This is a genomic window from Streptomyces sp. NPDC031426 (genome assembly GCF_055581585.1).
Window position 1 is genome coordinate 394,071 of the sequence record NZ_JBVIJE010000004.1, and the last position, 21,922, is coordinate 415,992.

Annotated in this window: 20 protein-coding genes; 10 read left to right on the forward strand and 10 right to left on the reverse strand. The window is 71.6% G+C overall.

Annotated elements, in window-relative coordinates; translation table 11 throughout:
* Positions 1-54: 54 nt before the first annotated feature.
* Positions 55-1,437 (reverse strand): glycine--tRNA ligase, encoded by a 1,383-nt coding sequence (locus ACZ5NH_RS10055; protein ID WP_468774048.1) that lies wholly within the window; start codon positions 1,435-1,437, stop codon positions 55-57.
* Positions 1,438-1,621: 184 nt separating this feature from the next.
* On the opposite strand from ACZ5NH_RS10055, the gene ACZ5NH_RS10060 reads away from it, so the two are divergent.
* From ACZ5NH_RS10060 to ACZ5NH_RS10075, 4 genes are all read left to right on the forward strand, one after another.
* Positions 1,622-2,581 (forward strand): metal ABC transporter substrate-binding protein, encoded by a 960-nt coding sequence (locus tag ACZ5NH_RS10060; RefSeq protein ID WP_468774050.1) that lies wholly within the window; start codon positions 1,622-1,624, stop codon positions 2,579-2,581.
* 11 nt (positions 2,582-2,592) lie between these two features.
* Positions 2,593-3,363, forward strand: coding sequence for a metal ABC transporter ATP-binding protein (locus ACZ5NH_RS10065; RefSeq protein ID WP_468774052.1), 771 nt, complete (start codon positions 2,593-2,595; stop codon positions 3,361-3,363).
* Positions 3,363-4,265, forward strand: a complete 903-nt coding sequence (locus tag ACZ5NH_RS10070) for a metal ABC transporter permease (protein WP_388622122.1) — start codon at positions 3,363-3,365, stop codon at positions 4,263-4,265. The genes ACZ5NH_RS10065 and ACZ5NH_RS10070 overlap by 1 nt, the downstream gene beginning before the upstream one ends.
* Before the next feature lie 64 nt (positions 4,266-4,329).
* Complete coding sequence (locus tag ACZ5NH_RS10075; RefSeq protein ID WP_388622124.1) at positions 4,330-4,746, forward strand: Fur family transcriptional regulator; 417 nt, start codon at positions 4,330-4,332, stop codon at positions 4,744-4,746.
* A 5-nt stretch (positions 4,747-4,751) separates the two neighbouring features.
* On the opposite strand, the gene ACZ5NH_RS10080 is transcribed toward ACZ5NH_RS10075, so the two are convergent.
* From ACZ5NH_RS10080 to recO, 4 genes are read right to left on the reverse strand one after another with little or no spacing between them, the layout of a single operon-like run.
* Positions 4,752-5,288, reverse strand: coding sequence for a YcxB family protein (locus ACZ5NH_RS10080; RefSeq protein ID WP_388622126.1), 537 nt, complete (start codon positions 5,286-5,288; stop codon positions 4,752-4,754).
* 31 nt (positions 5,289-5,319) lie between these two features.
* On the reverse strand, positions 5,320-6,651 hold the full coding sequence (locus tag ACZ5NH_RS10085) for a histidine-type phosphatase (protein WP_468774054.1): 1,332 nt from the start codon (positions 6,649-6,651) through the stop codon (positions 5,320-5,322).
* A 40-nt stretch (positions 6,652-6,691) separates the two neighbouring features.
* Entirely contained in the window at positions 6,692-7,543 is an 852-nt protein-coding gene (locus ACZ5NH_RS10090; protein WP_388622128.1) for an isoprenyl transferase, read from the reverse strand.
* 18 nt (positions 7,544-7,561) lie between these two features.
* On the reverse strand, positions 7,562-8,308 hold the full coding sequence (gene recO, locus ACZ5NH_RS10095; protein ID WP_132783564.1) for a DNA repair protein RecO: 747 nt from the start codon (positions 8,306-8,308) through the stop codon (positions 7,562-7,564).
* A gap of 117 nt (positions 8,309-8,425) precedes the next feature.
* Here recO and ACZ5NH_RS10100 point away from each other — a divergent pair, with 117 nt between their 5' ends.
* The 6 genes from ACZ5NH_RS10100 to ACZ5NH_RS10125 all read left to right on the forward strand — a co-directional run bounded on the left by ACZ5NH_RS10100 (position 8,426) and on the right by ACZ5NH_RS10125 (position 15,372).
* The gene (locus tag ACZ5NH_RS10100; protein WP_468774235.1) at positions 8,426-8,803 is read left to right on the forward strand and encodes an AMP-binding protein; all 378 of its coding nucleotides are present in this window, start codon (positions 8,426-8,428) and stop codon (positions 8,801-8,803) included.
* Positions 8,804-8,874: 71 nt separating this feature from the next.
* Complete coding sequence (locus ACZ5NH_RS10105) at positions 8,875-10,509, forward strand: ABC transporter substrate-binding protein (protein ID WP_468774056.1); 1,635 nt, start codon at positions 8,875-8,877, stop codon at positions 10,507-10,509.
* A 4-nt stretch (positions 10,510-10,513) separates the two neighbouring features.
* Complete coding sequence (locus tag ACZ5NH_RS10110; RefSeq protein ID WP_468774058.1) at positions 10,514-11,470, forward strand: ABC transporter permease; 957 nt, start codon at positions 10,514-10,516, stop codon at positions 11,468-11,470.
* Positions 11,470-13,443, forward strand: coding sequence for a dipeptide/oligopeptide/nickel ABC transporter permease/ATP-binding protein (locus tag ACZ5NH_RS10115; protein WP_468774060.1), 1,974 nt, complete (start codon positions 11,470-11,472; stop codon positions 13,441-13,443). Before ACZ5NH_RS10110 ends, ACZ5NH_RS10115 begins: the two co-directional genes overlap by 1 nt.
* Entirely contained in the window at positions 13,440-14,444 is a 1,005-nt protein-coding gene (locus ACZ5NH_RS10120) for an oligopeptide/dipeptide ABC transporter ATP-binding protein (RefSeq protein WP_468774062.1), read from the forward strand. Before ACZ5NH_RS10115 ends, ACZ5NH_RS10120 begins: the two co-directional genes overlap by 4 nt.
* A gap of 1 nt (position 14,445) precedes the next feature.
* A complete protein-coding gene (locus tag ACZ5NH_RS10125; protein WP_468774064.1) occupies positions 14,446-15,372 on the forward strand; it encodes a dihydrodipicolinate synthase family protein in 927 nt (308 codons plus the stop codon).
* A 4-nt stretch (positions 15,373-15,376) separates the two neighbouring features.
* On the opposite strand, the gene ACZ5NH_RS10130 is transcribed toward ACZ5NH_RS10125, so the two are convergent.
* From ACZ5NH_RS10130 to ACZ5NH_RS10150, 5 genes are all read right to left on the reverse strand, one after another.
* Positions 15,377-16,552, reverse strand: coding sequence for a sialidase family protein (locus tag ACZ5NH_RS10130; RefSeq protein WP_468774066.1), 1,176 nt, complete (start codon positions 16,550-16,552; stop codon positions 15,377-15,379).
* Positions 16,549-17,214, reverse strand: a complete 666-nt coding sequence (locus ACZ5NH_RS10135) for a response regulator transcription factor (RefSeq protein ID WP_468774068.1) — start codon at positions 17,212-17,214, stop codon at positions 16,549-16,551. The genes ACZ5NH_RS10130 and ACZ5NH_RS10135 overlap by 4 nt, the downstream gene beginning before the upstream one ends.
* Positions 17,211-18,419: a sensor histidine kinase gene (locus ACZ5NH_RS10140; RefSeq protein ID WP_468774070.1), complete on the reverse strand. Its 1,209-nt coding sequence runs from the start codon at positions 18,417-18,419 to the stop codon at positions 17,211-17,213. Before ACZ5NH_RS10140 ends, ACZ5NH_RS10135 begins: the two co-directional genes overlap by 4 nt.
* Before the next feature lie 15 nt (positions 18,420-18,434).
* Positions 18,435-20,504: an MMPL family transporter gene (locus tag ACZ5NH_RS10145; RefSeq protein ID WP_468774072.1), complete on the reverse strand. Its 2,070-nt coding sequence runs from the start codon at positions 20,502-20,504 to the stop codon at positions 18,435-18,437.
* Between the two features lie 438 nt (positions 20,505-20,942).
* On the reverse strand, positions 20,943-21,638 hold the full coding sequence (locus ACZ5NH_RS10150) for a TerB family tellurite resistance protein (protein WP_388622147.1): 696 nt from the start codon (positions 21,636-21,638) through the stop codon (positions 20,943-20,945).
* Positions 21,639-21,922 lie beyond the last annotated feature (284 nt).

Below are 21,922 nucleotides of genomic sequence, written 5' to 3' on the forward strand. Positions count from 1 at the left end.
CGGCCGATGGTTTCGGGCGGGTGGGTGGGCAAAACAGCCGAAGCGCCGCAGGCCTCAGCAGCCAAGGAGGCGCTGGGCCAGGTACCCCTCGATCTGGTCCAGCGACACGCGCTCCTGCTTCATCGAGTCGCGCTCACGCACCGTAACGGCATTGTCGTCAAGCGTGTCGAAGTCGACGGTCACGCAGTACGGCGTACCGATCTCGTCCTGACGCCGGTACCGGCGACCGATCGCGCCGGCGTCGTCGAACTCGATGTTCCAGTGCTGGCGCAGCGCCTGGGCGAGGCCCTTGGCCTTCGGGGACAGCTCGGGGTTGCGGGACAGCGGCAGCACGGCGGCCTTCACCGGCGCCAGCCGGTGGTCCAGGCGCAGTACCGTCCGCTTCTCCATCTTGCCCTTGGCGTTCGGCGCCTCGTCCTCGACGTAGGCGTCGAGCAGGAAGGCCAGCATGGTGCGGCCGACACCCGCCGCCGGCTCGATGACGTACGGGGTCCAGCGCTCCTGGGCCTCCTGGTCGTAGTAGGCGAGGTCCTGGCCGGAGGCCTTGGAGTGGGCACCGAGGTCGTAGTCGGTCCGGTTGGCGACACCCTCCAGCTCGCCCCACTCGCTGCCGCCGAACTGGAAGCGGTACTCGATGTCGGCGGTGCGCTTGGAGTAGTGGGAGAGCTTCTCCTTCGGGTGCTCGTACCAGCGCATGTTCTCAGTCCGCAGCCCCAGGCCGGTGTACCAGTTCCAGCGCTGCTCCATCCAGTACTCTTGCCACTGCTCGTCCTCGCCCGGCTTGACGAAGAACTCCATCTCCATCTGCTCGAACTCGCGGGTGCGGAAGATGAAGTTGCCGGGCGTGATCTCGTTGCGGAAGGACTTGCCCATCTGGGCGATGCCGAACGGCGGCTTCTTGCGCGAAGCGACCTGCACCTGGGCGAAGTTGGTGAAGATGCCCTGGGCGGTCTCGGGGCGCAGGTAGGCGACCGAGCCGCTGTCCTGGGTCGGGCCGAGGTGCGTCGACAGCAGGCCGGAGAACTGCTTGGGCTCGGTGAACTGGCCCTTGTTGCCGCAGTTCGGGCAGTTGATGTCGGCCAGGCCGTTCGCCGGGGCGTGGCCCTTCTTCTCCTCGTACGCCTCTTCCAGGTGGTCGGCGCGGAACCGCTTGTGGCACGAGGTGCACTCGGTCAGCGGGTCCGTGAAGGTGGCGACGTGGCCGGAGGCGACCCAGACCTCGGGGGCCAGGATGACGGACGAGTCGATACCGACCACGTCCTCGCGCGACGTCACCATGTAGCGCCACCACTGGCGCTTGATGTTCTCCTTGAGCTCGACACCCAGCGGTCCGTAGTCCCAGGCGGCACGCTGTCCGCCGTAGATCTCACTGCACGGGAAAACGAAGCCACGGCGCTTGCTCAGGCTGACGATGGTGTCGATCTTGTCGGCGGCCACGGTGCTCTCTTCATTACGACGACGGGCGTTGAAGCGAGATGCTTCCAGCGAATGATTCAGGTTACCGGCGCAGGCTCCCCCCGGACCAAATCGGCCCCCTCCCCGAGCCACTCCCCCCGGCTCTCACCGGCCGCTTACCGGTACTTATTGACAACGGTTTCCATGTTTGTTGAAAATGACTGTCATGAACGTACGACGACGCCTGATACCCGCCGCCGCGATCACCGCCGTGACCGCCCTCGGCCTCGGTAGCCTCACGGCCTGCTCCGGCGACAGGGCGGAGGCTGCGAACACCGGCAAGTTCGACGTCGTCGCGTCCTTCTACCCCATGGCCTTCCTCGCCGACCGGATCGGCGGGGACCACGTCCACGTCACCAGTCTCACCTCCCCCGGCCAGGAGCCGCACGACCTGGAGCTCAGCGCCCAGCAGATCGCCTCGCTCCAGGACTCCGACGCGGTCCTGTACCTGAAGAAGCTCCAGCCCTCCGTCGACGACGCGGTGGCCCAGTCCCCGGTCGGGACGAAGATCGACGCGGCCTCCCTGACCACGCTGGAGGAGCACGGCAACGAGGTCGGCGGCCACGCCGCCGCGCACGACACCCACCAGGGCGAGGAGAAAGGCGCCAAGGACCCGCACATCTGGCTCGACCCGGTGCGCTACGCCCAGGTCGCCGAGGGCGTCGGCAAGGCATTCGAGAAGGCCGACCCGAAACACGCGGCCGACTACCGGAAGAACACCGCGGCCCTCGTCAAGCAGCTGACCGGCCTGGACCAGCAGTTCAAGAGCGGCCTCGCGCACACGAGGACCAAGGTCTTCATCACCACCCACGCCGCCTTCGGCTATCTCGCCGAGCGCTACGGCCTGACCGAGGAGGCCATCAACGGCCTGGACCCCGAGTCCGAGCCCAGCGCCGCACGAGTGAAGGACCTGGAGACGATGGCCAAGGCCGACGGCGTCTCCACCGTCTTCTACGAGACGCTCGTCAGCGACAAGACCGCGAAGACCATCGCGCACGACGCGGGCCTGAAGACCGACGTGCTGGACCCGATCGAGGGCATCACGGCCAAGTCCCGCGGCAAGGACTACTTCTCCGTCCAGGAGGCCAACCTCAAGGCGCTCCAGCAGGCCCTCGGGTCGAAGTGAGGGGACACGAGATGACCAGCGAACCCGTCATATCCCTGCGCGGGGTCACCGCCGAACTCGGCGCCCGCCCCGTGCTCCGGGGCATCGACCTCACGGTCCACCGCGGCGAGGTCGTCGCGCTGCTCGGCGCCAACGGCTCCGGCAAGTCCACGGCGATCCGCACGATCATCGGCCAGGTCCCGCTCAGCGGCGGCGCGATCGAGCTGTTCGGCACCCCGCGCCGCGCCTTCCGCGACTGGGCGCGCGTGGGCTACGTACCGCAGCGGACGACGGCCGCGGGCGGCGTACCCGCGACCGTGACCGAGATCGTGTCGTCCGGGCGCCTCTCCCGCACCCGCTTCGGCGTCTTCCGCCGGAGCGACCGGGAAGCCGTGCACCGGGCCCTGGACCTGGTCGGGATGGCCGACCGCGCCAAGGACTCGGTGAACGCCCTGTCCGGCGGCCAGCACCAGCGCGTCCTGATCGCCCGCGCCCTCGTCGCCGAGCCCGAACTGCTGATCATGGACGAGCCGATGGCCGGCGTCGACCTGGCCAGCCAGGAAGTGCTCGCCCGCACACTGAGGCAACAGGTCGACGCCGGTACGACGGTCCTGCTCGTGCTGCACGAACTGGGCCCCCTGGAGCCCCTGATCGACCGGGCGGTCGTACTCAGGGACGGCTGTGTCCTCCATGACGGCCCGCCACCGCCGGCCGTGGGCCAGCATGCGCTGCCCGGCCACGACCACGTACACCCGCACGCACCGGCGGGTTCCGAATCTCCGCGGACGGGGCTGCTGAGCTGATGGACTTCCTGAACTACGACTTCATGCAGCGGGCGCTGCTCGCCGCCGTCCTGGTGGGCGTCACCGCGCCCGCGATCGGCATCTACCTGGTCCAGCGCCGCCAGGCCCTGCTGGGCGACGGCATCGGCCATGTGGCCATGACCGGCGTCGGCCTCGGCTTCCTTCTCTCCACGTCCCCCATATGGATGGCGACGGCCGTCTCGGTCCTCGGCGCGGTCCTGATGGAACTGATCCGCTGGTACGGCCGCACCCGCGGTGACATCGCCCTCGCGATGCTCTTCTACGGCGGTATGGCCGGCGGTGTGCTGCTGATCAACCTCGCGCCGGGCGGCTCCACCGCGAACCTGACGTCGTACCTGTTCGGCTCCCTCTCCACGGTGTCGCCGTCCGACGTGACCGCGATCTGCGCACTCGCCGCCCTCGTGCTGCTGGTCACCCTCGGCCTGCGCCGTCAGCTGTTCGCGGTCAGCCAGGACGAGGAGTTCGCCCGGGTGACGGGCCTGCCGGTGCGCGCGCTCAACCTCCTGACGGCGGTGACGGCGGCGGTCACGGTCACGGTGGCCATGCGCGTGGTCGGCCTGCTGCTGGTGTCCGCGCTGATGGTGGTGCCGGTGGCGGCGGCGCAGCAGCTCAGTCGCAGCTTCACCGCCACGTTCGTGATCGCCGTGGCCATCGGGGTCGCCGTGACCGTCAGCGGCACGGTCACCTCGTACTACCAGGACGTTCCGCCCGGCGCGACGATCGTGCTGCTGACCATCGCCGCGTTCGTCGCGCTGACGGTCCTGGCCACACCGCTGGCCCGCCGACGCGCCCGCGCAGCGGCCGCCGCACAGCCCGCCGGGGATCCGGCAGAGTGCACGATTCCGGCCACCCGGCCGGCCGGGGACGAGATCATCGTCTGACCGCCCGACAGCCCGGGCTGGCACAATGGCCGCCCGGGCAGAAGCGAGACGTGAGGAGACGACGGTGACGACCGCTGGACCGCCCGTGAAGGGCCGCGCGACCCGCCAGCGTGCAGCCGTGGCGGCGGCCCTGGACGAGGTCGAGGAGTTCCGCAGCGCGCAGGAACTGCACGACATGCTCAAGCACAAGGGCGACTCGGTCGGCCTGACCACGGTCTACCGCACCCTCCAGTCCCTCGCCGACGCCGGCGAGGTCGACGTCCTGCGCACGTCCGACGGCGAGTCCGTCTACCGCCGCTGCTCGACCGGTGAACACCATCACCACCTCGTGTGCCGCGCCTGCGGCAAGGCGGTGGAGGTGGAGGGGCCGGCCGTGGAGAAGTGGGCGGAGGCCATCGCCGCGGAGCATGGTTACGTCAACGTGGCGCACACGGTGGAGATCTTCGGTACGTGTGCGGACTGCGCCACGCAGGCCGACTGAGGTTCCTATACCCGGCGGATGTTCCGGTCCAGGATCGCCCGCAGCCGGTCGATGTCCGCCGGGTCGGCCAGGCCGCTCTTCGGCAGCATGGTGAAGGTGAGGGCGTTCTTGTCGTCGCTGAGGAGCACGAACACGCGCGGCGTCTCCCGGTAACGGGGCTGTACGGCCCAGGCGACCGACGCCGTGGTGTGGTCGGTCGTCACCGTCACGCCCTGCCCCGTCACCGTCACCCGGAACAGGCCCCGCCCCACGGCGACCCGTTGGAAAGCACGCGCCTGCAACCAGGGAGACAGCGCCATCACCACGGCGGCCATGACGAAGCCCGCCAGCAGGCCGGGCGAGGAGTTACGGCTCCCGGTCACGAGTGACCCGATCTCCACGAGGGCGCCGAACCCCCAGAGGAACGGCAACCACCGGTAGATCCACCCCACCCGGCTCACCCGCTGCCGCGCACGCAGCGCCGAGGTGACGTCCTTGACCTCCGGCCGGTATCTCAGTTCCACGACGTCCTGCACGGCACCCCGCCCCATGTCCATGACCATGAGGCGGGATCGTACAGGCCCGTGCCGTCGGTCAGTTCCGCCCGAAGCAGCGCTCCAGTTCGTCCAGGTCGTAGAAGGCGCTGCCCTCGGCGATCGGGCGGCAGCCCGCCCTGAACGGCGTCTCCCGCTCGTCGTAGAGCATGCGGACGAGGTAACGGCCGTCCTTCTCGTACACGTCCCACTGGATGTTCGCACCCAGAGGCGCCACCGACGCCCCCCGCCAGGGATTGCCGACGTAGGTGTACGGCTCCCCCGGCGTCGCCGGCCTCGTGCTGCCCGGCAGGCCCATCAGCGCGGCCAAGGGGATGATCTCCTCGGCGTGGGTGAAGCGCAGCTCTGCGCCGAGGTCGCTGGTGCCGGCGCGCTTGGCCTCGACCTGCTGGAAGAAGTCGTCCAGGAGGACGCCGGCCATCTTGTAGGTGATGTCGCTGTCGGAGAACCCCGGGCCCTTCTCGTAGAAGTCCTCCGCGTCGGAGAGGTAGCCGAACCACGCCACGTCCGCGTTCGAGAGGTAGCGGTCCATGTCCCAGCCCCTGCCGTCCGGGTCGGGGCTCTCCTCGGTCATCGCCGGTGCGATGGCGTACAGGTCGTAGACGGCCTGTGCGGCGCCCACCTGGTCGGTGAGGCCGGCGATGAAGGGTTCCTTGAAGATCCGGCGCAGGACACCGTGCGCGGCCTCGTGCGTCCTCGGCTGGTCGGCGATCGCGTTCAGCGTGTCCTTGAGGCGCCGGTCGTTCGCGATGTAGTCGCGGTAGGCGGCCCCGCCCGCCGCCTTGTGGAAGTACAGCAGGTCCTTGTCGGTGCGGGTGGGACCGATCAGCGGCTTCAGCGCGGGGTCGGCGGCGGCCAGGGCCCCGGTGTACTCGCCCGCGCTGTCCACCGCCCGCGCCTGCCCGGAGCTGACCACGTCGATCTTCTCGCCCCGGTCGGCGATGTCCTCGAACAAGCTGGGCAGCCGCTGTGCCATGCGCGTCGCGGTGTCCCGCATCTCCTGCCGGCCGCGCCCGCTGAGGTTGCCGTACCCCACCTTCTCCATGGCGGCCGTGAGCGCCCGCACCGTCGGCCCGAACTCCTCACCCGTACCGGTGAGTTGTCCCTCGGCCTGCGCCTTGTCCCACAGCCCGAGGATCAGCTCGCCGTCCTGGCTGCCGGTCGCCGCACGGGAGCCGTGCCGGGAGACGTTCTCGGTGAAGACGGCGGTGTAACCGGCCGGGGGCCGCTGGTAGGTGTGCGCGCTCTGCTCGGGCTCGTACGGCGCCTTGGTGCCGTAACTCTCGCGGTGCGCGGGGCCGTCGGCGGCGTGCGCGGGTAACGCGGTGAGCAGGAGGGCGCCGAGGGCGAGGACAGGCGTGAGACGTCTCATGAACCCCGCATCCTCGGCGACCCGCGTGAACCGCCGGTGGCTACGAGATGGACTCGTCGCCCTTCATGGCGGCCTCCATGGCGAGGAGTTCCTCGTTCGGGACGGCGCCGCCGAACCGCCGGTCGCGGGAGGCGAATTCGACACAGGCCCGCCACAGGTCGCGGCGGTCGAAGTCGGGCCACAGCACGTCCTGGAAGACCATCTCGGCGTACGCGCTCTGCCAGAGCAGGTAGTTGGAGGTGCGCTGCTCCCCGCTGGGCCGCAGGAAGAGGTCCACGTCCGGCATGTCCGGGTAGTAAAGGTACTTCTGGATGGTCTTCTCGCTGACCTTCGCCGGGTCCAGCCGCCCCGCCGCGACATCCTCGGCCAGCGCCTTCGCCGCGTCGGCGAGCTCGGCCCGGCCGCCGTAGTTCATGCAGAAGTACAGCGTGAGCAGGTCGTTGCCCTTGGTCTGCTCCTGGGCGACCTGCAGCTCCTTGGCGACCGACTTCCACAGCCTGGGCATACGGCCCACCCAGCGCACCCGGATGCCCAGCTCGTCGAGCTGGTCCCGCGTCTTGCGGATGAAGTCGCGGTTGAAGTTCATCAGGAAGCGGACCTCGTCGGGGGAACGCTTCCAGTTCTCGGTGGAGAAGGCGTAGAGGGAGATGTTGCGGACGCCGATCTCGATCGAACCCTGGAGGACGTCGAGGACGCGCTCGGCACCGACCTTGTGCCCCTCGGTCCGCGGCAGCCCCCGCTCCTTCGCCCACCTCCCGTTGCCGTCCATGACGATGGCCACGTGGTTCGGGACCAGCTCGCCGGGGAGCTTGGGCGCGCGGGCACCGGACGGGTGCGGCTCCGGCGCCTTGTACTCGCGCCGCTGGCGCCCCAGGATCCCGCGTACGACCATGTGCTTCTCGTCTCCCTCTTACTTCTCGACGTACCTGAGCGAACGCAGCCCGCGCTCCAGATGCCAGTGCAGGTAGGCGGACACCAGCCCGCTGCCCTCGCGGACGTAGCGCGCCTCGCACGCGTCCGCCGTCTCCCAGTCTCCCGTAAGCAGCGCCCCGAGGAGTACCAGGGTCTGGGGCGACGGTACGACACTCCCGGGCACCCGGCAGTCGGCGCAGACGGAACCGCCCGAGGCCACGGAGAAGAAACGGTTCGGGCCGGGCATCCCGCACTTCGCGCAGTCACCGAAACTCGGGGCGTACCCGTTGACGGCGAGGGAGCGGAGCAGGAAGGCGTCGAGGACGAGGTGGGGCGCGTGCTCACCCCGGGCGAGCGTCCGCAGCGCGCCGACCAGCAGCAGATACTGCTGGACGGCCGGCTCCCCCTCGTGATCGGTGAACCGCTCGGCGGTCTCCAGCATCGCCGTCCCGGCGGTGTAGCGGGCGTAGTCGGTCACGATCCCGCCGCCGTACGGCGCGATGGTCTCACTCTGCGTACACAGCGGGAGCCCGCGCCCGACCAGCTCGCTCCCGCGCGCGAAGAACTGCACGTCGACATGGGAGAACGGCTCCAGCCGGGCCCCGAACTTCGACTTCGTCCGCCGCACGCCCCGGGCCACGGCCCGGACCCGCCCGTGACCGCGCGTGAGCAAAGTGATGATCCGGTCCGCCTCACCCAGCTTCTGGGTGCGCAGCACGATGCCGTCGTCGCGGAACAGACTCATGGACACCATTCTCGCCCAAGCGCTCCCCCGCCGATGCCGTTAAACAATATGTTGAAGGTGGGCAGCGACACGATGTGGGAAGAAGGTGCAGACCGTGCCGCTCGACGGCTTCACTCCATGGCCCGAGGACGCCTCCCTCGCCTACCGCCGCGCCGGCCTACTGGCAGGGCCGTCCCCTGCCCGAGCTGCTGCACGACTGGGCGCGCGACCACGGGGCCGCGCACCGCGCTCGCGCACGGCGCGACCCGCCTGACGTACTTCCAGCTGGACCGCCGGGTGAGCCGGATGGCGGCCGGCCTGCGGCTGCGCGGCGTCGAGCCCGGCAAGCGCGCGGTGGTCCAGCCGCCGAACACTCCCGAGTTCGTCGTCGCGGGTGTTCGGGCCCGGCACCGGTCGACCGCCAATGGTGCAACCTCTGGCGGCTCGCCCATTCGTGTGCGCCGTCTTGACCGCCCCCACGCCCGCTCCTATGGTCGCGCTACCGATCGGACGTAGGACGTAGGACGTCGTATCTCCCAGCCCCGCCCCTCCTCCTCCCCCTCCCCCAACGACTTGCTGGAGGACCCGTGCGCGACGACGTGAACCCCGACGTACCGGCACCGCGCCGCCGGTCGTTCCTCAAGTACTCGGGTGCGCTGGGCGCGGCCGCCGTTCTTCCGCCCGTGCTGGCGGGTTGCTCCGCGGGACCGCAGTCCACGAACGACACCGGGAGCGGCGGCAGCGGCAAGAACCGGACGCTGACCGCCGTGATCGGCTACGGCAACGACGGCAGCTGGGATCCGACGCAGACGGCGTCGGCGTTCTGCATGGCCGCCAACAACCATGTCTACGAGGGACTGCTGGACACCGATCCGATCACCCGGGTGCCCTATCCGGCGCTCGCCACCGAGGTGCCGAAGGACCCGAAGGCCACCGTCTGGCGGTTCACCCTCCGCTCGGGCGCGACCTTCCACGACGGCAAGCCCGTCACCGCCGACGACGTCGTGTTCGTCTTCGACCGGATCCTCGATCCGAAGACCCAGACGCTCGCCAAGGGGTTCTTCGCCGGCTGGCTGAGCGGCGTCCGTAAAGTCGACTCGCGCACCGTCGACCTCGTCCTCAAGTTCCCCTTCCCCGACGGGCTTTCCCGCCTCACCCTCGCCAAGATCATGCCGAAGCACGTCTTCTCCAAGCCCGGCGCCTGGGACGACGCCGTCAAGGGGCTGGCCGTCGGCTCGGGGCCGTACCGGCAGACCGCGCACCACCCGAAGTCCAACACCACCTTCGAGGCCTTCGCCGCCTACAACGGGCCCCGCCCGCCTGCCTTCAAGCGCATGAACTGGCTGACCATCGTGGATGCCGCTCCGCGCGTCGCGAAGATCTCGGGGAGCGATGCGGGGGCGCAGATCGCCGACAACATCCCCTACGCCAACATCGCGCGGCTGCAGGAGGGGGGCCTGAAAGTCGCCGGTGGCGCCGGGATGAACAACCTCTTCCTGATGTTCAACACCCAGCACAAGCCCTTCGACGACGTACGGGTGCGGCAGGCGCTGCACTACGCCATCGACACCGAGAAGATGGTGCGGGTCGCCCTCAAGGGGCACGGCAGGCCGGCCTCCTCGTTCCTCAACGAGGGCAACCCGGCCTACCGGCGGGCCAAGACCGTCTACGACTACGACCCCGGCAAGGCGAAGGCCCTGCTGAAAGCCGCCGGGGTCAGCGGACTCAAGGTCAACATCCTTGCCGTGAACGTCAGTTGGATCGTGGACTGCCTGCCGACCATCAAGTCCTCCTGGGACGCGATCGGCGTGGAGACCACCCTGGCGCCGCAGGAGACCACGGCCGTGTTCACCAAGATGGACCAGAAGCAGGACTATCAGGTCGTCGCCGCGGCCTCCAATCCCAATCAGTTCGGGCTCGACGCCGATCTGATCATGCACTACAACTACGGGCCGCAGAACCTGTGGATGGGGTACACCCGGTGGGCCGACAACCCCGTCGCCAGGCAGCTCTTCAAGGACATGGACCGGGCGACCCGGGAGCCGGATCCGGAGAGGAAGAAGGCGATCATCCAGGACTACATCGACGTCGTCGCCGAGCAGGCCGTGCTGTACCCGGTCGTCCACAACGAGCTGATGACCGCCTGGGATCCCCGGAAGCTCACGGGTATAAGGGCGCAGCCCTACCCCGGCATCAACGTCCTCCAGGCCAAGTGGGTCTGACGGCATGACGGCCGTCGTGCGGATCCTGCTCCGCCGTATCGCGCTGCTCGTGCCGCTGATGCTCGGGATCGTGCTGTTCGTGTTCCTGGTGATGCGGTTCTCCGACGTCGATCCCGCGTCCGCGTTCTTCCAGGGCGCCAATCCGACCCCGCAGCAGTTGCATGACTTCCGGGAGCGGAACGGCCTGCTCGATCCGCTGCCCGTCCGGTACGTCCACTTCGTCGGCGATCTGCTCCACGGCGACCTCGGCACCAGCGCCCTGACCCGGGCGCCGGTGGTCGACCAGGTCACCACCGCGCTGCCGCTCACCCTCCAGCTGACCTTCCTCGGGCTCGCCCTCGCGGTGGTGCTGGCGCTGGCGGGTGGGGTGACGGCGGCCGTGTACCGGGACCGGATCCCGGACCAGGTCATCCGGGTGGTCTCGCTCGTCGGGGTGGCCGCACCCGGCTTCTGGCTGGCGCTGCTGATGATCCAGTACCTGGCGGTGGACCGGGGCTGGTTCCCGACCGGCGGCTACATCAACCCGGCCGACTCGGTCACCGGCTGGCTGAGGACCATGGCGCTGCCCGCCTGCGCCCTCTCCCTGCCGGTGGCCGCGCAGCTGACGCGGATCGTGCGGACCTCGATGGTGGAGGAGCTGGACAAGGACTATGTGCGGACGGCGATCGGGAGCGGGCTGCCGCCGTGGGTCGTCGTCGGGCGGAACGTCCTGCGCAACGCCCTGGTCAATCCGCTGACCGTGCTCGGGCTGCGGGTCGGCTATCTCCTCGGCGGTGCCGTGGTCATCGAGACGATCTTCTCGCTGCCCGGCATGGGCAAGCTGATGATCGACGCCGTGCAGAACGGCGACCCCGCGGTGGTGCAGGGGGTGGTGCTGACGACCGCCACCGGGTTCGTCGTCGTCAACCTCGTGATCGACATTCTGTATCTGCTGGTCAACCCACGTCTGAGGGCCGGCTGATGGTCACGCGCGCGAGTCTTGCCGAGCGGCTCTCCCGGCCCGGCGGCGTGCGGCTGCGGGGCTGGCGCCGGCTGCCGCTGCTGTCGAAGGTCGCCGTCTGTTTCCTGACCCTGGTCATCCTCGTCGCCGTACTCGCCCCGCTCCTCGCCCCCGACGATCCGCTCGACCAGCAGGACCCGGTCGGCGGCAGCGGGCATCCGTCCGCCGCGCACTGCCTGGGGCAGGACAGCCTCGGCCGGGACATCCTGAGCCGGCTGATGTACGGCGCCCGCTGGTCGCTGGCGATCGGGCTGGGGGCCACCGCGCTCGCCCTGGTCGTGGGTGCCGTCATCGGGGCGGTCGCGGCCACCTCCCGCAAGGCGGTCGACGAGACGCTGATGCGCTGCCTGGACGTGGTGATGGCGTTCCCCGGGATCGCGCTCGCCGCAGTCCTGGTCGCGGTCTTCGGCGGCGGGATCGGCGTGCTGATCTGTGCCATCGCCTTCCTGTTCACGCCGCCCGTGGCCAGGGTCGTACGGGCCAACGTCCTCGATCAGTACGGCGAGGACTACGTCACCGCGGAACGGGTGATCGGCGCCCGTACGCCCCATATCGTGGCGCGGCACGTGGCCGTCAACTGTGCCGCCCCGGTGCTGGTGTTCTGCACGGTGCAGGTCGCCGAGGCGATCGTGTTCGAGGCGTCACTGTCCTTCATCGGCGCCGGGGTGCGGCCGCCGGACCCGTCCTGGGGCAGTGTCATCGCCGACGGCAAGAACATGGTGCTGACCGGGGGCTGGTGGGCGACCGTCTTCCCCGGGCTGCTGATCCTGCTGACCGTGCTGTCGTTGAACATCCTCGCCGAGGGTGTGTCCGACGCGTGGGCGGCGCCGGCCGCCCGCGACATGGAAACCGCCGAGGACCGGTTGGAGAAGGCGGCGCCCGGTGAGGTGCCGCACCTGCCCGGGCTGACCGAGGCCGCCCGGCGGCTGCGGTCCCGGGCCCGGCCGCTGCCCGACCGGGGCGGGCAGCCGGTGCTCGCCGTGGAGAACCTCACCATCGGCTTCCCGTACCGGCACCGGGGCGTGGACATCGTCGCCGGGGTCAGCTTCGAGGTGTACCCGGGTGAAGTGCTCGGTCTGGTGGGCGAGTCGGGCTGCGGGAAGTCGCTGACCGCGCTGACCGTCATGGGACTCCAGCCGAGGGACACGCGGATCGGCGGCCAGGTGCGGTTCCGGCAGCGGGACCTGCTCGCCGAGCCGATGCGGGCCAGGCGACGACTGCTGGGGCACGAGATGGCGATGGTCCACCAGGACGCCCTGTCCTCGCTGAACCCGGCGATGACCATCCGCGCGCAGCTGAAACAGCTCGTCCGGCGCGGGGGCCGGCGTAGTCCGCGCGAGCTGCTGGAGCTGGTCGGCCTTGACCCCGAGCGGACCCTGCGCAGCTACCCGCACGAGCTGTCCGGCGGGCAGCGGCAGCGCGTGCTGATCGCCATGGCGCTGTCCCGCGAGCCGCGGCTGATCGTCGCCGACGAGCCGACGACCGCCCTGGACGTCACCGTGCAGGCCCAGGTGATGGAGCTGCTGCTGCGGCTGCGCGAGGAGCTGGGGTTCGCGCTGATCCTGGTCTCGCACGATCTGGCGCTGGTCGCCGACGTCACCGACCGGGTGGTGGTGATGTACGGCGGGCAGATCGTGGAGAGCGGGGTGACCGCCGACCTGGTGGCGGCGCCGGCCCACCACTACACACGCGGGCTGCTGGGCAGCGTGCTGTCGCTGGAGTCGGCCGAGGAACGGATGACGCAGATCAGGGGGGTCGTACCGTCCCCTGCCGACTTCCCGGCGGGCTGCCGCTTCGCCGACCGCTGCCCGCTGGCGAGCGAGGTGTGCCACGCGCACGCCCCCGTCCTCGCCGGTACGGCCACCCACACGGCCGCCTGCCATCACCCGGCGGTGGACCTCACGTCGGCGGAGAGCGAGGAGGCGCTGCAGTGACCGCTGTGGTCGAGGTGCAGGACGCCCACGTGGTGCACAAGGCCCGCAGCGGCGGGCTGCTGCGCCGGGACCGGGTGTACGCGCTGACCGGCGCCGGCCTCACCGTGGCCGCCGGGGAGACGGTGGGCGTGGTCGGCGAGTCGGGGTGCGGGAAGTCGACGCTGGCGCGGGTACTGGTCGGCATCCAGCGGCCGGCCTCCGGCACGGTGGCGTTCCGGGGCCGTGACCTGTGGACGATGCCGCCCGCCGAGCGCCGGGCCACGGTCGGTGCGGGCGTCGGGATGGTCTTCCAGGACCCGTCGACCGCGCTCAACCGGCGGCTGACCGTACAGCGGATCCTGCGCGACCCGCTGGACGTCCACGACCGCGGCACCAGGGTTGAACGGGAGGACCGGGTAAAGGAGTTGATGACACTGGTGGGGCTCCCCCGGGCGCTGGCCGACGCGCTGCCCGGGCAGCTCTCCGGCGGGCAGCGGCAGCGCGTCGCCATCGCCCGCGCGCTCGCCCTGGACCCGGCGCTGGTCGTCGCCGACGAGCCGACCAGCGCCCTGGACGTCTCGGTGCGCGCCCAGATCCTGAACCTCCTGCTGGACCTGAAGGAGCGCCTCGGCCTGGCCCTGGTGTTCGTCTCGCACGACATCCAGACGGTACGGCGGATGAGCGACCGGGTGATCACCATGTACCTGGGCCGGATCGTGGAGGAGACCCCGGCCGACCGGGTCACCGACGGTGCCCGGCACCCGTACACCCGCGCCCTGTTCTCCGCCACGCCCGGCCTGCTGGACCCCATCGACCCGATCCCGCTGACCGGTCCGGTGCCCTCGGCGACCCGGCCGCCCAGCGGCTGTCCGTTCCGCACCCGCTGCTGGAAGGCGGACGGGTTGTGTGCCGAGGCGATGCCGGACTTCTCGGCCGCGTCACGCCCCGGACACCGCTATCGGTGCCACCATCCTGTCGAGGAGGAGGAACCGATCCGCGACCCAGCACGCCAGGAGCCCTGACATGCCCTTCCCCACCCCGCTCACCGGTGTCGTCCCGCCCGTCTGCACGCCCCTGACGCCGGAGCGCGAGGTGGACGTGCCCTCGCTGCTCGGTCTGGTCGACCATCTGGTGGAGGGCGGGGTGCACGGACTGTTCCTGCTCGGGTCCACCTCCGAGGCGGCGTTCCTCACGGACCGGCAGCGCAGGCAGGTCGTGGAGGCGGTCGTGGCCCATGTGGGCGGTCAGCTGCCGGTCCTGGCCGGCGCCATCGACATGACCACGCCGCGCGTCCTGGACCACGTCTCGGCGGTGACGGCGGCCGGAGCGGAGGCGGTGGTCGTCACCGCGCCCTTCTACGCCCGCACCCACCGCTCCGAGATCGTCCACCACTACCGCAGGATCGCCGCCGCGTCCGAGGTGCCGGTCATCGCCTACGACATTCCCGGCGCCGTGCACACCAAGCTCCCCGCCGACGTGGTGCTGGGTCTCGCCGCCGACCGGGTGCTGGCCGGGATCAAGGACTCCAGCGGGGACCTGGCCGCCTTCCGCGAGATCACCACGGGCGCCCGTGTGCACCCCGGGTTCAGCGTGCTGACCGGCTCGGAGCTGATCGTGGACTCCGCGCTGGCGCTGGGTGCCGACGGCGCGGTGCCCGGGCTGGCCAACGTCGACCCGCACGGGTACGTCCGGCTGTACCGGATGTGCCGTGCCGGGGACTGGGAGGGGGCGCGGGTGGAGCAGGAGCGGCTGTGCGCGCTGTTCGGGATGGTCACGGTCGGGGACCCGGCGCGGATGGGCGGCAGCTCGTCGGCCCTGGGCGCGTTCAAGGCCGCACTGCATCTGCGGGGCGTCATCGACTGCCCGGTGACGGCCGAGCCGCAGGTGCCGCTGTCGGGCGAGGAGGCCGAGCGGGTCGGGAAGTTCTTGGCGGCGGCCGGACTTCTCTAGGGCCTCAGGGCAGGGTCAGTCTGCGGAACTCCACGGTGTCGTAGCTGTGGGTGGTGCCCGTTTCATACAGGACGCCGACCGTGTCGCGCCCGAGCTGGACCAGGTCGGAGTAGGCGGCCGGGCGGTCCGCGAGGGTGAGGAGCCTGGTGAAGGTGCGGCCGCTGTCCGTGCTGGACCAGAGTGCCAGGGCGCGGCGGGCGGTCGGTACGGACGGGGCCGAGAACAGCAACGGGGCTTGACGGCCTTGGAGCTGGAGGACGCTGCCCTGGACGACCGGGACGTCGGTCAGGGTGGGCTGGGCGGCGTAGGGGCGGTCCAGGGTGGTGCCGCCGTCGCCGGAGTAGGTGTCGAGGCGGTTGCCGGGGGCGGTGCCGTACTGGTCGCGGGCGTTGAAGTAGAGCCTGCCGTCCAGGAGTTGGGTGGCAGTCGTCTCGTTGACGTTGGTCACGCCGTCGTGGGCTTCGGTCACGAAGCCGAGCCGCCAGGTGCGGCCGCCGTCGTCGCTGTAGAGCGCGTGCCCGCCGTCGTACCGGGAGCCGGGGCCCAAGGACGTGGCGGGCGCGGCGACGGTGTGGTTGGCGGGGACGAGCAGACGGCCGGCGTGCGGGCCCCGGGTGAGGGCGACGGCGTGGCCGGGACCGGTGGCGTACCAACGCCAGCCGGGCCGCTTCACCTGGGCCGTGATGTCCGCCGGAGGTGTGAAGTGCCGGCCGTCGTCCCAGCTGTGCTGCACGAACACCCGGCGTTCCCCCACCCCGCGCCGGATCTGCTCCTCCGCCGCCTTCCCGCTGTTGGCGCAGGTCACCAGGACGACGGCGCCGGTGAGCGGATCCACGACCGGCGCCGGGTTGCCCCGGGTGTCCCCGTGTCCGGCGGTCACGACCGTCAGCGGGCCCCAGGTGCAGCCGCCGTCGGTGGAGCGGCGCAGGACGACATCGATGTCACCGGTGTCGCCGACGCCGTCCCGCCGCCCCTCGGCGAAGGCCAGCACGGTGCCATGCCCGGTCTGCACGACCGCGGGAATCCGGTAGGCGGCGTAGCCGCCGCGGCCGGCGACGTACGGCACCGAGGAGACGCAGCCGGGCAGCGCCCGCGCCGCTGCGGGGTGGGCGGGCAGGGCGGCGGTGAGCGAGGTGAGGAGCGCCAGGGCGGTGAACAGGGCGCGGCTCTTCGGTGTCACCCACCCATGCTCCCCGGAATCACCAGCCCTGACTCGTAGCCGACGATCACCAGCTGGGCCCGGTCCCGGGCGCCGAGCTTGCCCATGATCCGGCTGACATGGGTCTTGGCGGTGAGCGGGCTGAGGCCCAATACCTCGGCGACCTCGGCATTGTTGAGGCCGCGCGCGACCAGGGTCAGCACCTCCCGCTCCCGGTCCGAAAGGCACTCGGGGCCACCGGTCACGGGCGCCGAAGGGCTGCGCAGGAACCGCTCGATCAGGCGTGCCGTGGGCCCCGGCGAGAGCAGTGCCTCGCCCGCCGCGACCGTGCGGATCGCGTCGAGGAGGTCGGCCGGACGGGTGTCCTTCACCAGGAATCCGGAGGCACCGGCGCGCAGCGCCTCCACCACGTGCTCGTCGGTGTCGTAGGTGGTGAGCACCAGGACCCTGACCCCGGCGAGGTCCTCGTCGGCGGCGATCAGCCGGGTCGCCTCGATGCCGTCCAGACCGGGCATGCGGATGTCCATCAGGACGACGTCGGCGCGCTCGGCGCGGGCCAGGTCGACGGCCTCGCGCCCGGTGCCGGCCTGCCCGACGACCGCCATGTCCGGCGCCGACTCCACGAGCATCGCGAACGCGGCCCGCACCAGGGTCTGGTCGTCGGCGAGCAGTACCCGGATCATCTCCGCTCCTCCGGCCCCAGCGGCAGTACGGCGCTCACCTCGAAGCCCCGGCCGTCGGCGCGCGGTCCGGCGTCGACCGTGCCGCCGACGCTGCGGGCCCGCTCCCGCATCCCGACGAGCCCGAACCCGGGCGGACCGTCACCGGCGTCGCCCAGCCCGTCGTCGGTGACCCGCACGCGCAGGCCGCCCTCCTCCTGGTGCACGCCCACGCGCACGGTCAGGTCGGCCCGGCCGCCGTGCCGTACCGCGTTGGTGAGCGCCTCCTGCACGATCCGGTAGGCGGCGGCGCCGACGGCGGGCGGCACCCCGTCGGCGCGCACGGCCAGCTCCACCCGGGCGCCCGCCGACTTCGCCAGTTCGGCGAGGCCGTCGAGGCCGGGCAGCGGGCCGCGGGCGTCCGGGGCGCCGGGGTCGCGCAGCACCTCCAGGGTCGTACGGAGTTCTCCGCGGGCCGTGCGGCAGGTCTCGGCGATGTCGTCGAGGGCCTTCGCGACGGCCGTGCGGTCCAGGCGCTCGGGGTCGGCCTCCAGGACGTGTGCGGCGACCGAGGTCTGCACTCCGATGAGGGTGATGGTGTGGGCGAGCAGGTCGTGCAGGTCGCGGGCGATGCGCAGGCGTTCCTCGGCGACCCGGCGGCGGGCCTCCTCCTCGCGGGTGCGTTCGGCGCGTTCGGCGCGCTCCACGGCCGCGGCGGCGTTCTCCCGGTGGACGCGGAGGTAGCCGCCGAGGACGAGCATGGAGACGATCCAGCCGGTGATCTGGAAGCTCACCTGGACCCCGGCCATGCCGTGACGGATCTTCAGGAGCAGCATCAGCGCGACGACGGCGGCGCCGATGAAGGCCGTGCGCCGGGGGCCGTGGGTCACCGCCACCGTGTAGAGGACGACCATCGAGGCGGCGGTGGGCGCCGAGTGGTTGTAGTCCAGCTGGTGGTAGGTCGCGATCAGCGTGATCATGACCGCCAGCACGGTGAGCGGGGCCCGTCGGCGCCAGGCCAGCGGCACGTGCAGGCCGAGCAGCAGGGCCCAGCCGAGCGCGTCCGGGTGCCGGCCGCTGCCGACGGTGACGGCGATGGCGGAGGCGAGCGCGGCGAGCGCGGCGGCCAGGAGGGCGTCCTGCCGCAGGGGATCCAGGGCCGCGAGGGTCCGGCCGGGCCGGGACGCGGTGATGGTTGCCTGCACGGGGTTCGTGACGGTTGCCTGCACGGGATTCATCTTCCGCTACGCGCTCACCGGCTCCGGCGTGCGGTCGGCGTCCGGCGCCGGGCGGGACAGCCGGCCCGGCCACCACACCCTGCGCCCGAGCGCCACGCTCGCGCTGGTCACCAGGTAGGTGCGGACGAGGAAGGTGTCCAGCAGGACGCCGACGGCGATGACGAAGCCCAGCTCGACCAGCGGCACCAGGCCCATGTTGGTCAGCACCGCGAAGGTGGCCGCGAGCACCAGTCCGGCGGAGGCGATGACCCCGCCGGTGGTGCGCAGGGCGGTGAGGGCGGCTGCCGCCGGTTCGGCGCCCTTGACCGATTCCTCCTGCATCCGGTGCATCAGGAAGATGCCGTAGTCGACGCCGAGGGCGACCAGGAAGACGAAGGACAGCAGGCCGATGCCGGGGTCGGTGCCGGGGAAGCCGAACACGGGCCCGAAGACGAGCCCGCCGAGGCCGAGGGCGGCGCCCCACACGGCGACGACGGCGGCGACGAGAAGCAGCGGTGCGACCAGGGAGCGCAGCAGGACGACCAGGATCAGCAGCACGGACAGGAGCACGATCGGGACGACCACCAGGCGGTCGCGGGCGCTTGTGTCCTTCAGGTCGAGTTGCTGGGCACTGGGCCCGCCGACGTGGGAGCCGGGCAGCCGGTGCCGGAGTGCCTCGATGGTGGCGGTCTCGGCGGCGGACTGGGGCGGGGCGGAGGCGGTCACGGTGATCTCGGTCCAGCCTCCGCCGGTACGGACCTCGCGGGCGTCCGCCACTCCCTCGGTGCCCTTGACGGCGGCGAGGGTGGCGTCGGCCCGCCGGGCCGGGGTCATGATCTCGATGGGCTGCGCGGACCGCTCCGGGTAGGCCTTGGCGACGGTTTCCATGGCGGTCACGGACTCGGGCCGGTCCACGAAGGTGTCCAGTTGCTTGATCGCGCCGGGCAGGTTCAGGGTGCCCAGCGCGAGCGCGCCGAGCAGGACGGCGCCGGAGGCGAGGACTGTCAGCGGGCGGCGCCCGGCGGAGGAGCCCATCGCCGCGAACAGGGACCGGCGGACCTTGGGCTCGCTGCCGTACGCCGGGACGAGCGGCCAGAAGACGCGGCGGCCGAGCAGGACGAGGACGGCGGGGAGGAGGGTGAGCATCGCGGCGAGCGCGCACAGCACGCCGACCGTGCCGAGCGGACCCATGCCCCGGCTGGAGTTGAGGTCGGCGGCGAGCAGGCAGAGCAGACCGGCGGCGACCGTGCCGGAGGAGGCCAGGACGGCGGGCCCACAGCCGCGCAGGGCGGCGCGCATCGCGTCGTACGGGCGCTCGTGGCGCCGTAGCTCCTCGCGGTAGCGGGAGACGAGGAGCAGGGCGTAGTCGGTGCCGGCGCCGAAGACGAGGATGGTCATGATGCCGGCGCTCTGGCCGGAGACGGTGGTGCCGAAGGCCTGGTTGAGGCCGTAGGCGGCGGCGCGGGCGAGGAAGTCGGAGAGGCCGGCGACGACGAGCGGGACCAGCCACAGCAGGGGGCTGCGGTAGATGAGGATGAGCAGGATCGCGACGACGGCGACCGTGGTGTAGAGCAGGGGGCCGCCGAGCGAGGCGTACACGCCGGAGGCGTCGGTGGCGAGGGCGGCGGGACCGCCGACGCGCACGGCCAACCCGCCCTGGCCGTGGGCGACTTGGTGGACGTCGTCGACGAAGGTGTTCCGCTTGTTCTCGTCCGTGCCGGGCTCGTTGCTGGTGACGGGGTACATGAGGGTGGTGCCGTCGGCGGACGGGATGCCGTGCGGGGTGCCCCCGGTCAGCTGGTGCCGCCTGCCGATCTCGGCGACCTGGGCCTGTGCCGTGGTCCGGTCGGCGGCGGTGAGACCGGCCGGCCGGTGGTAGACGAGGACCAGCCCGGTGGTCTCGCCGCCGGGCAGCCGGTCTTCCAGCTTGGCGACCCGGGTGGAGTCGGCGGACGCCGGCAGGTAGTCGGTGGCCCGGTCGTGCTGGACGTCGCCCAGCTTGGCGGCGAACGGTCCGACGACGGCCAGCAGCACCGCCCACAGTCCGAGCACCAGCCAGGGCAGCGCCCGGCTCCTCCGTGTTTTCGCGGCCCCCATGGAAATCGGGCCTCCCCTCCGCAGTGGATGTCTGGACACGGCTTCCAGACTTCCGGCGAAAGGGGCGACGATCGTCGGACGCGGGAGCGAGTTCGGCGGTACTGCACGGGGTGACTGGGCGGCCCGGTTACTCCCCGGGGAGTACCGCCCGCACATCCCAGCGCCGCACGCCCTGCGCCCCGCGCACCCCAACACCGCACGCCGAGGCACCACGGACCCGCACCGCCCGCACACGATGGCCACGCGCGCCTTACGGCCCCGCGTGCAGCGCGCCCCCGGCTTCACGGGCCCCGGGCCCCCGTCAGGACGGTGTGCGCGCCGCTGCCAGGAGGCGGGTCACGTCGGGGGCGCAGATGGTGAGGGCCGCGCCCACCGTGGTGAGGGCGCCGCGTTCGGCTCGGGTGTACGAGCCACGGCGCATCAGGGCCCCCGCTGGCGTCAGGACGGTGTGCGCGCCGCTGCCAGGAGGCGGGTCACGTCGGGGGCGCAGATGGTGAGGGCCGCGCCGACCGTGGTGAGGGCGTCGCGTTCGGCGGGGGTGTAGGGGCCGTCGGCGAGGGCGATGCGGGCGGCCTGGAGGAGGAGGGACTCGCGGCCGGCGGGCGCGAGGTGCGGGGCGAGCGGGTCCAGGGCCTCGTGGAGCTCTATGGTCAGGCTGGTGCCGCACTCGGCGCCGAGGACCCGGCCGGTGTCGGCGGCGAGCGCGTCGACCAGGGCGGCCAGCTGTTCCTCCGTGCAGCCGTCGAAACCGGCCGCGCGCACGGCGCCGGCGGCCGTCTCCAGGGCCGTACGGGAGGAGGTGCCGCCCGCGGCGAGCACGGCGAGGGCGACGGTGTGCACGGCGTCGCGGAGCATCGCGGAGAAGCGGCGGGTGGTGGGATGGTCGAGGACGTCGGTGCCGTAGTGGTGGCGGCAGGCGGCGCACTCCACGACCGGGCCCGCGGTGCCGCGCGGCAGCAGGGGCACACCGAGCAGGGTGAGTCGGCGGCGGCCGGTGAGCCGCTGGTAGTTGCGGTCGCCTCCGCAGCCGGGGCAGTAGAACTCGCCGTCCCCGACCGGTGTCCACGCGGTGCGGACGCGCAGGATGTGCGCAGCCCCGGTGGCACGGCCGTCTCGTCCCCGTACTGGCAGCACGTCGCACCTCCGTAACGACGCGGCAACATCGCCGCGCTGGCGTGATGTTAGCCACATCACCAAGGCTGAGTCAGTACCCCGTAAGAGACCTTTCTGTGACCTCACCGGCCCCATGGCCGATAACAGCCGGGGCCCGGGGGGGGGGGGGGGGGGGGGGGGGGGGGGGGATAGGGGGGGGAGTGGGGGGGGGGGGGGGGGGGGTGGACGAGCCGACGTCGGATGTCGACTGGTCGGCGGGTATGGTGCGACTGCTGACTGGGGCCCGTGAGCGGCCGGAGACCGGT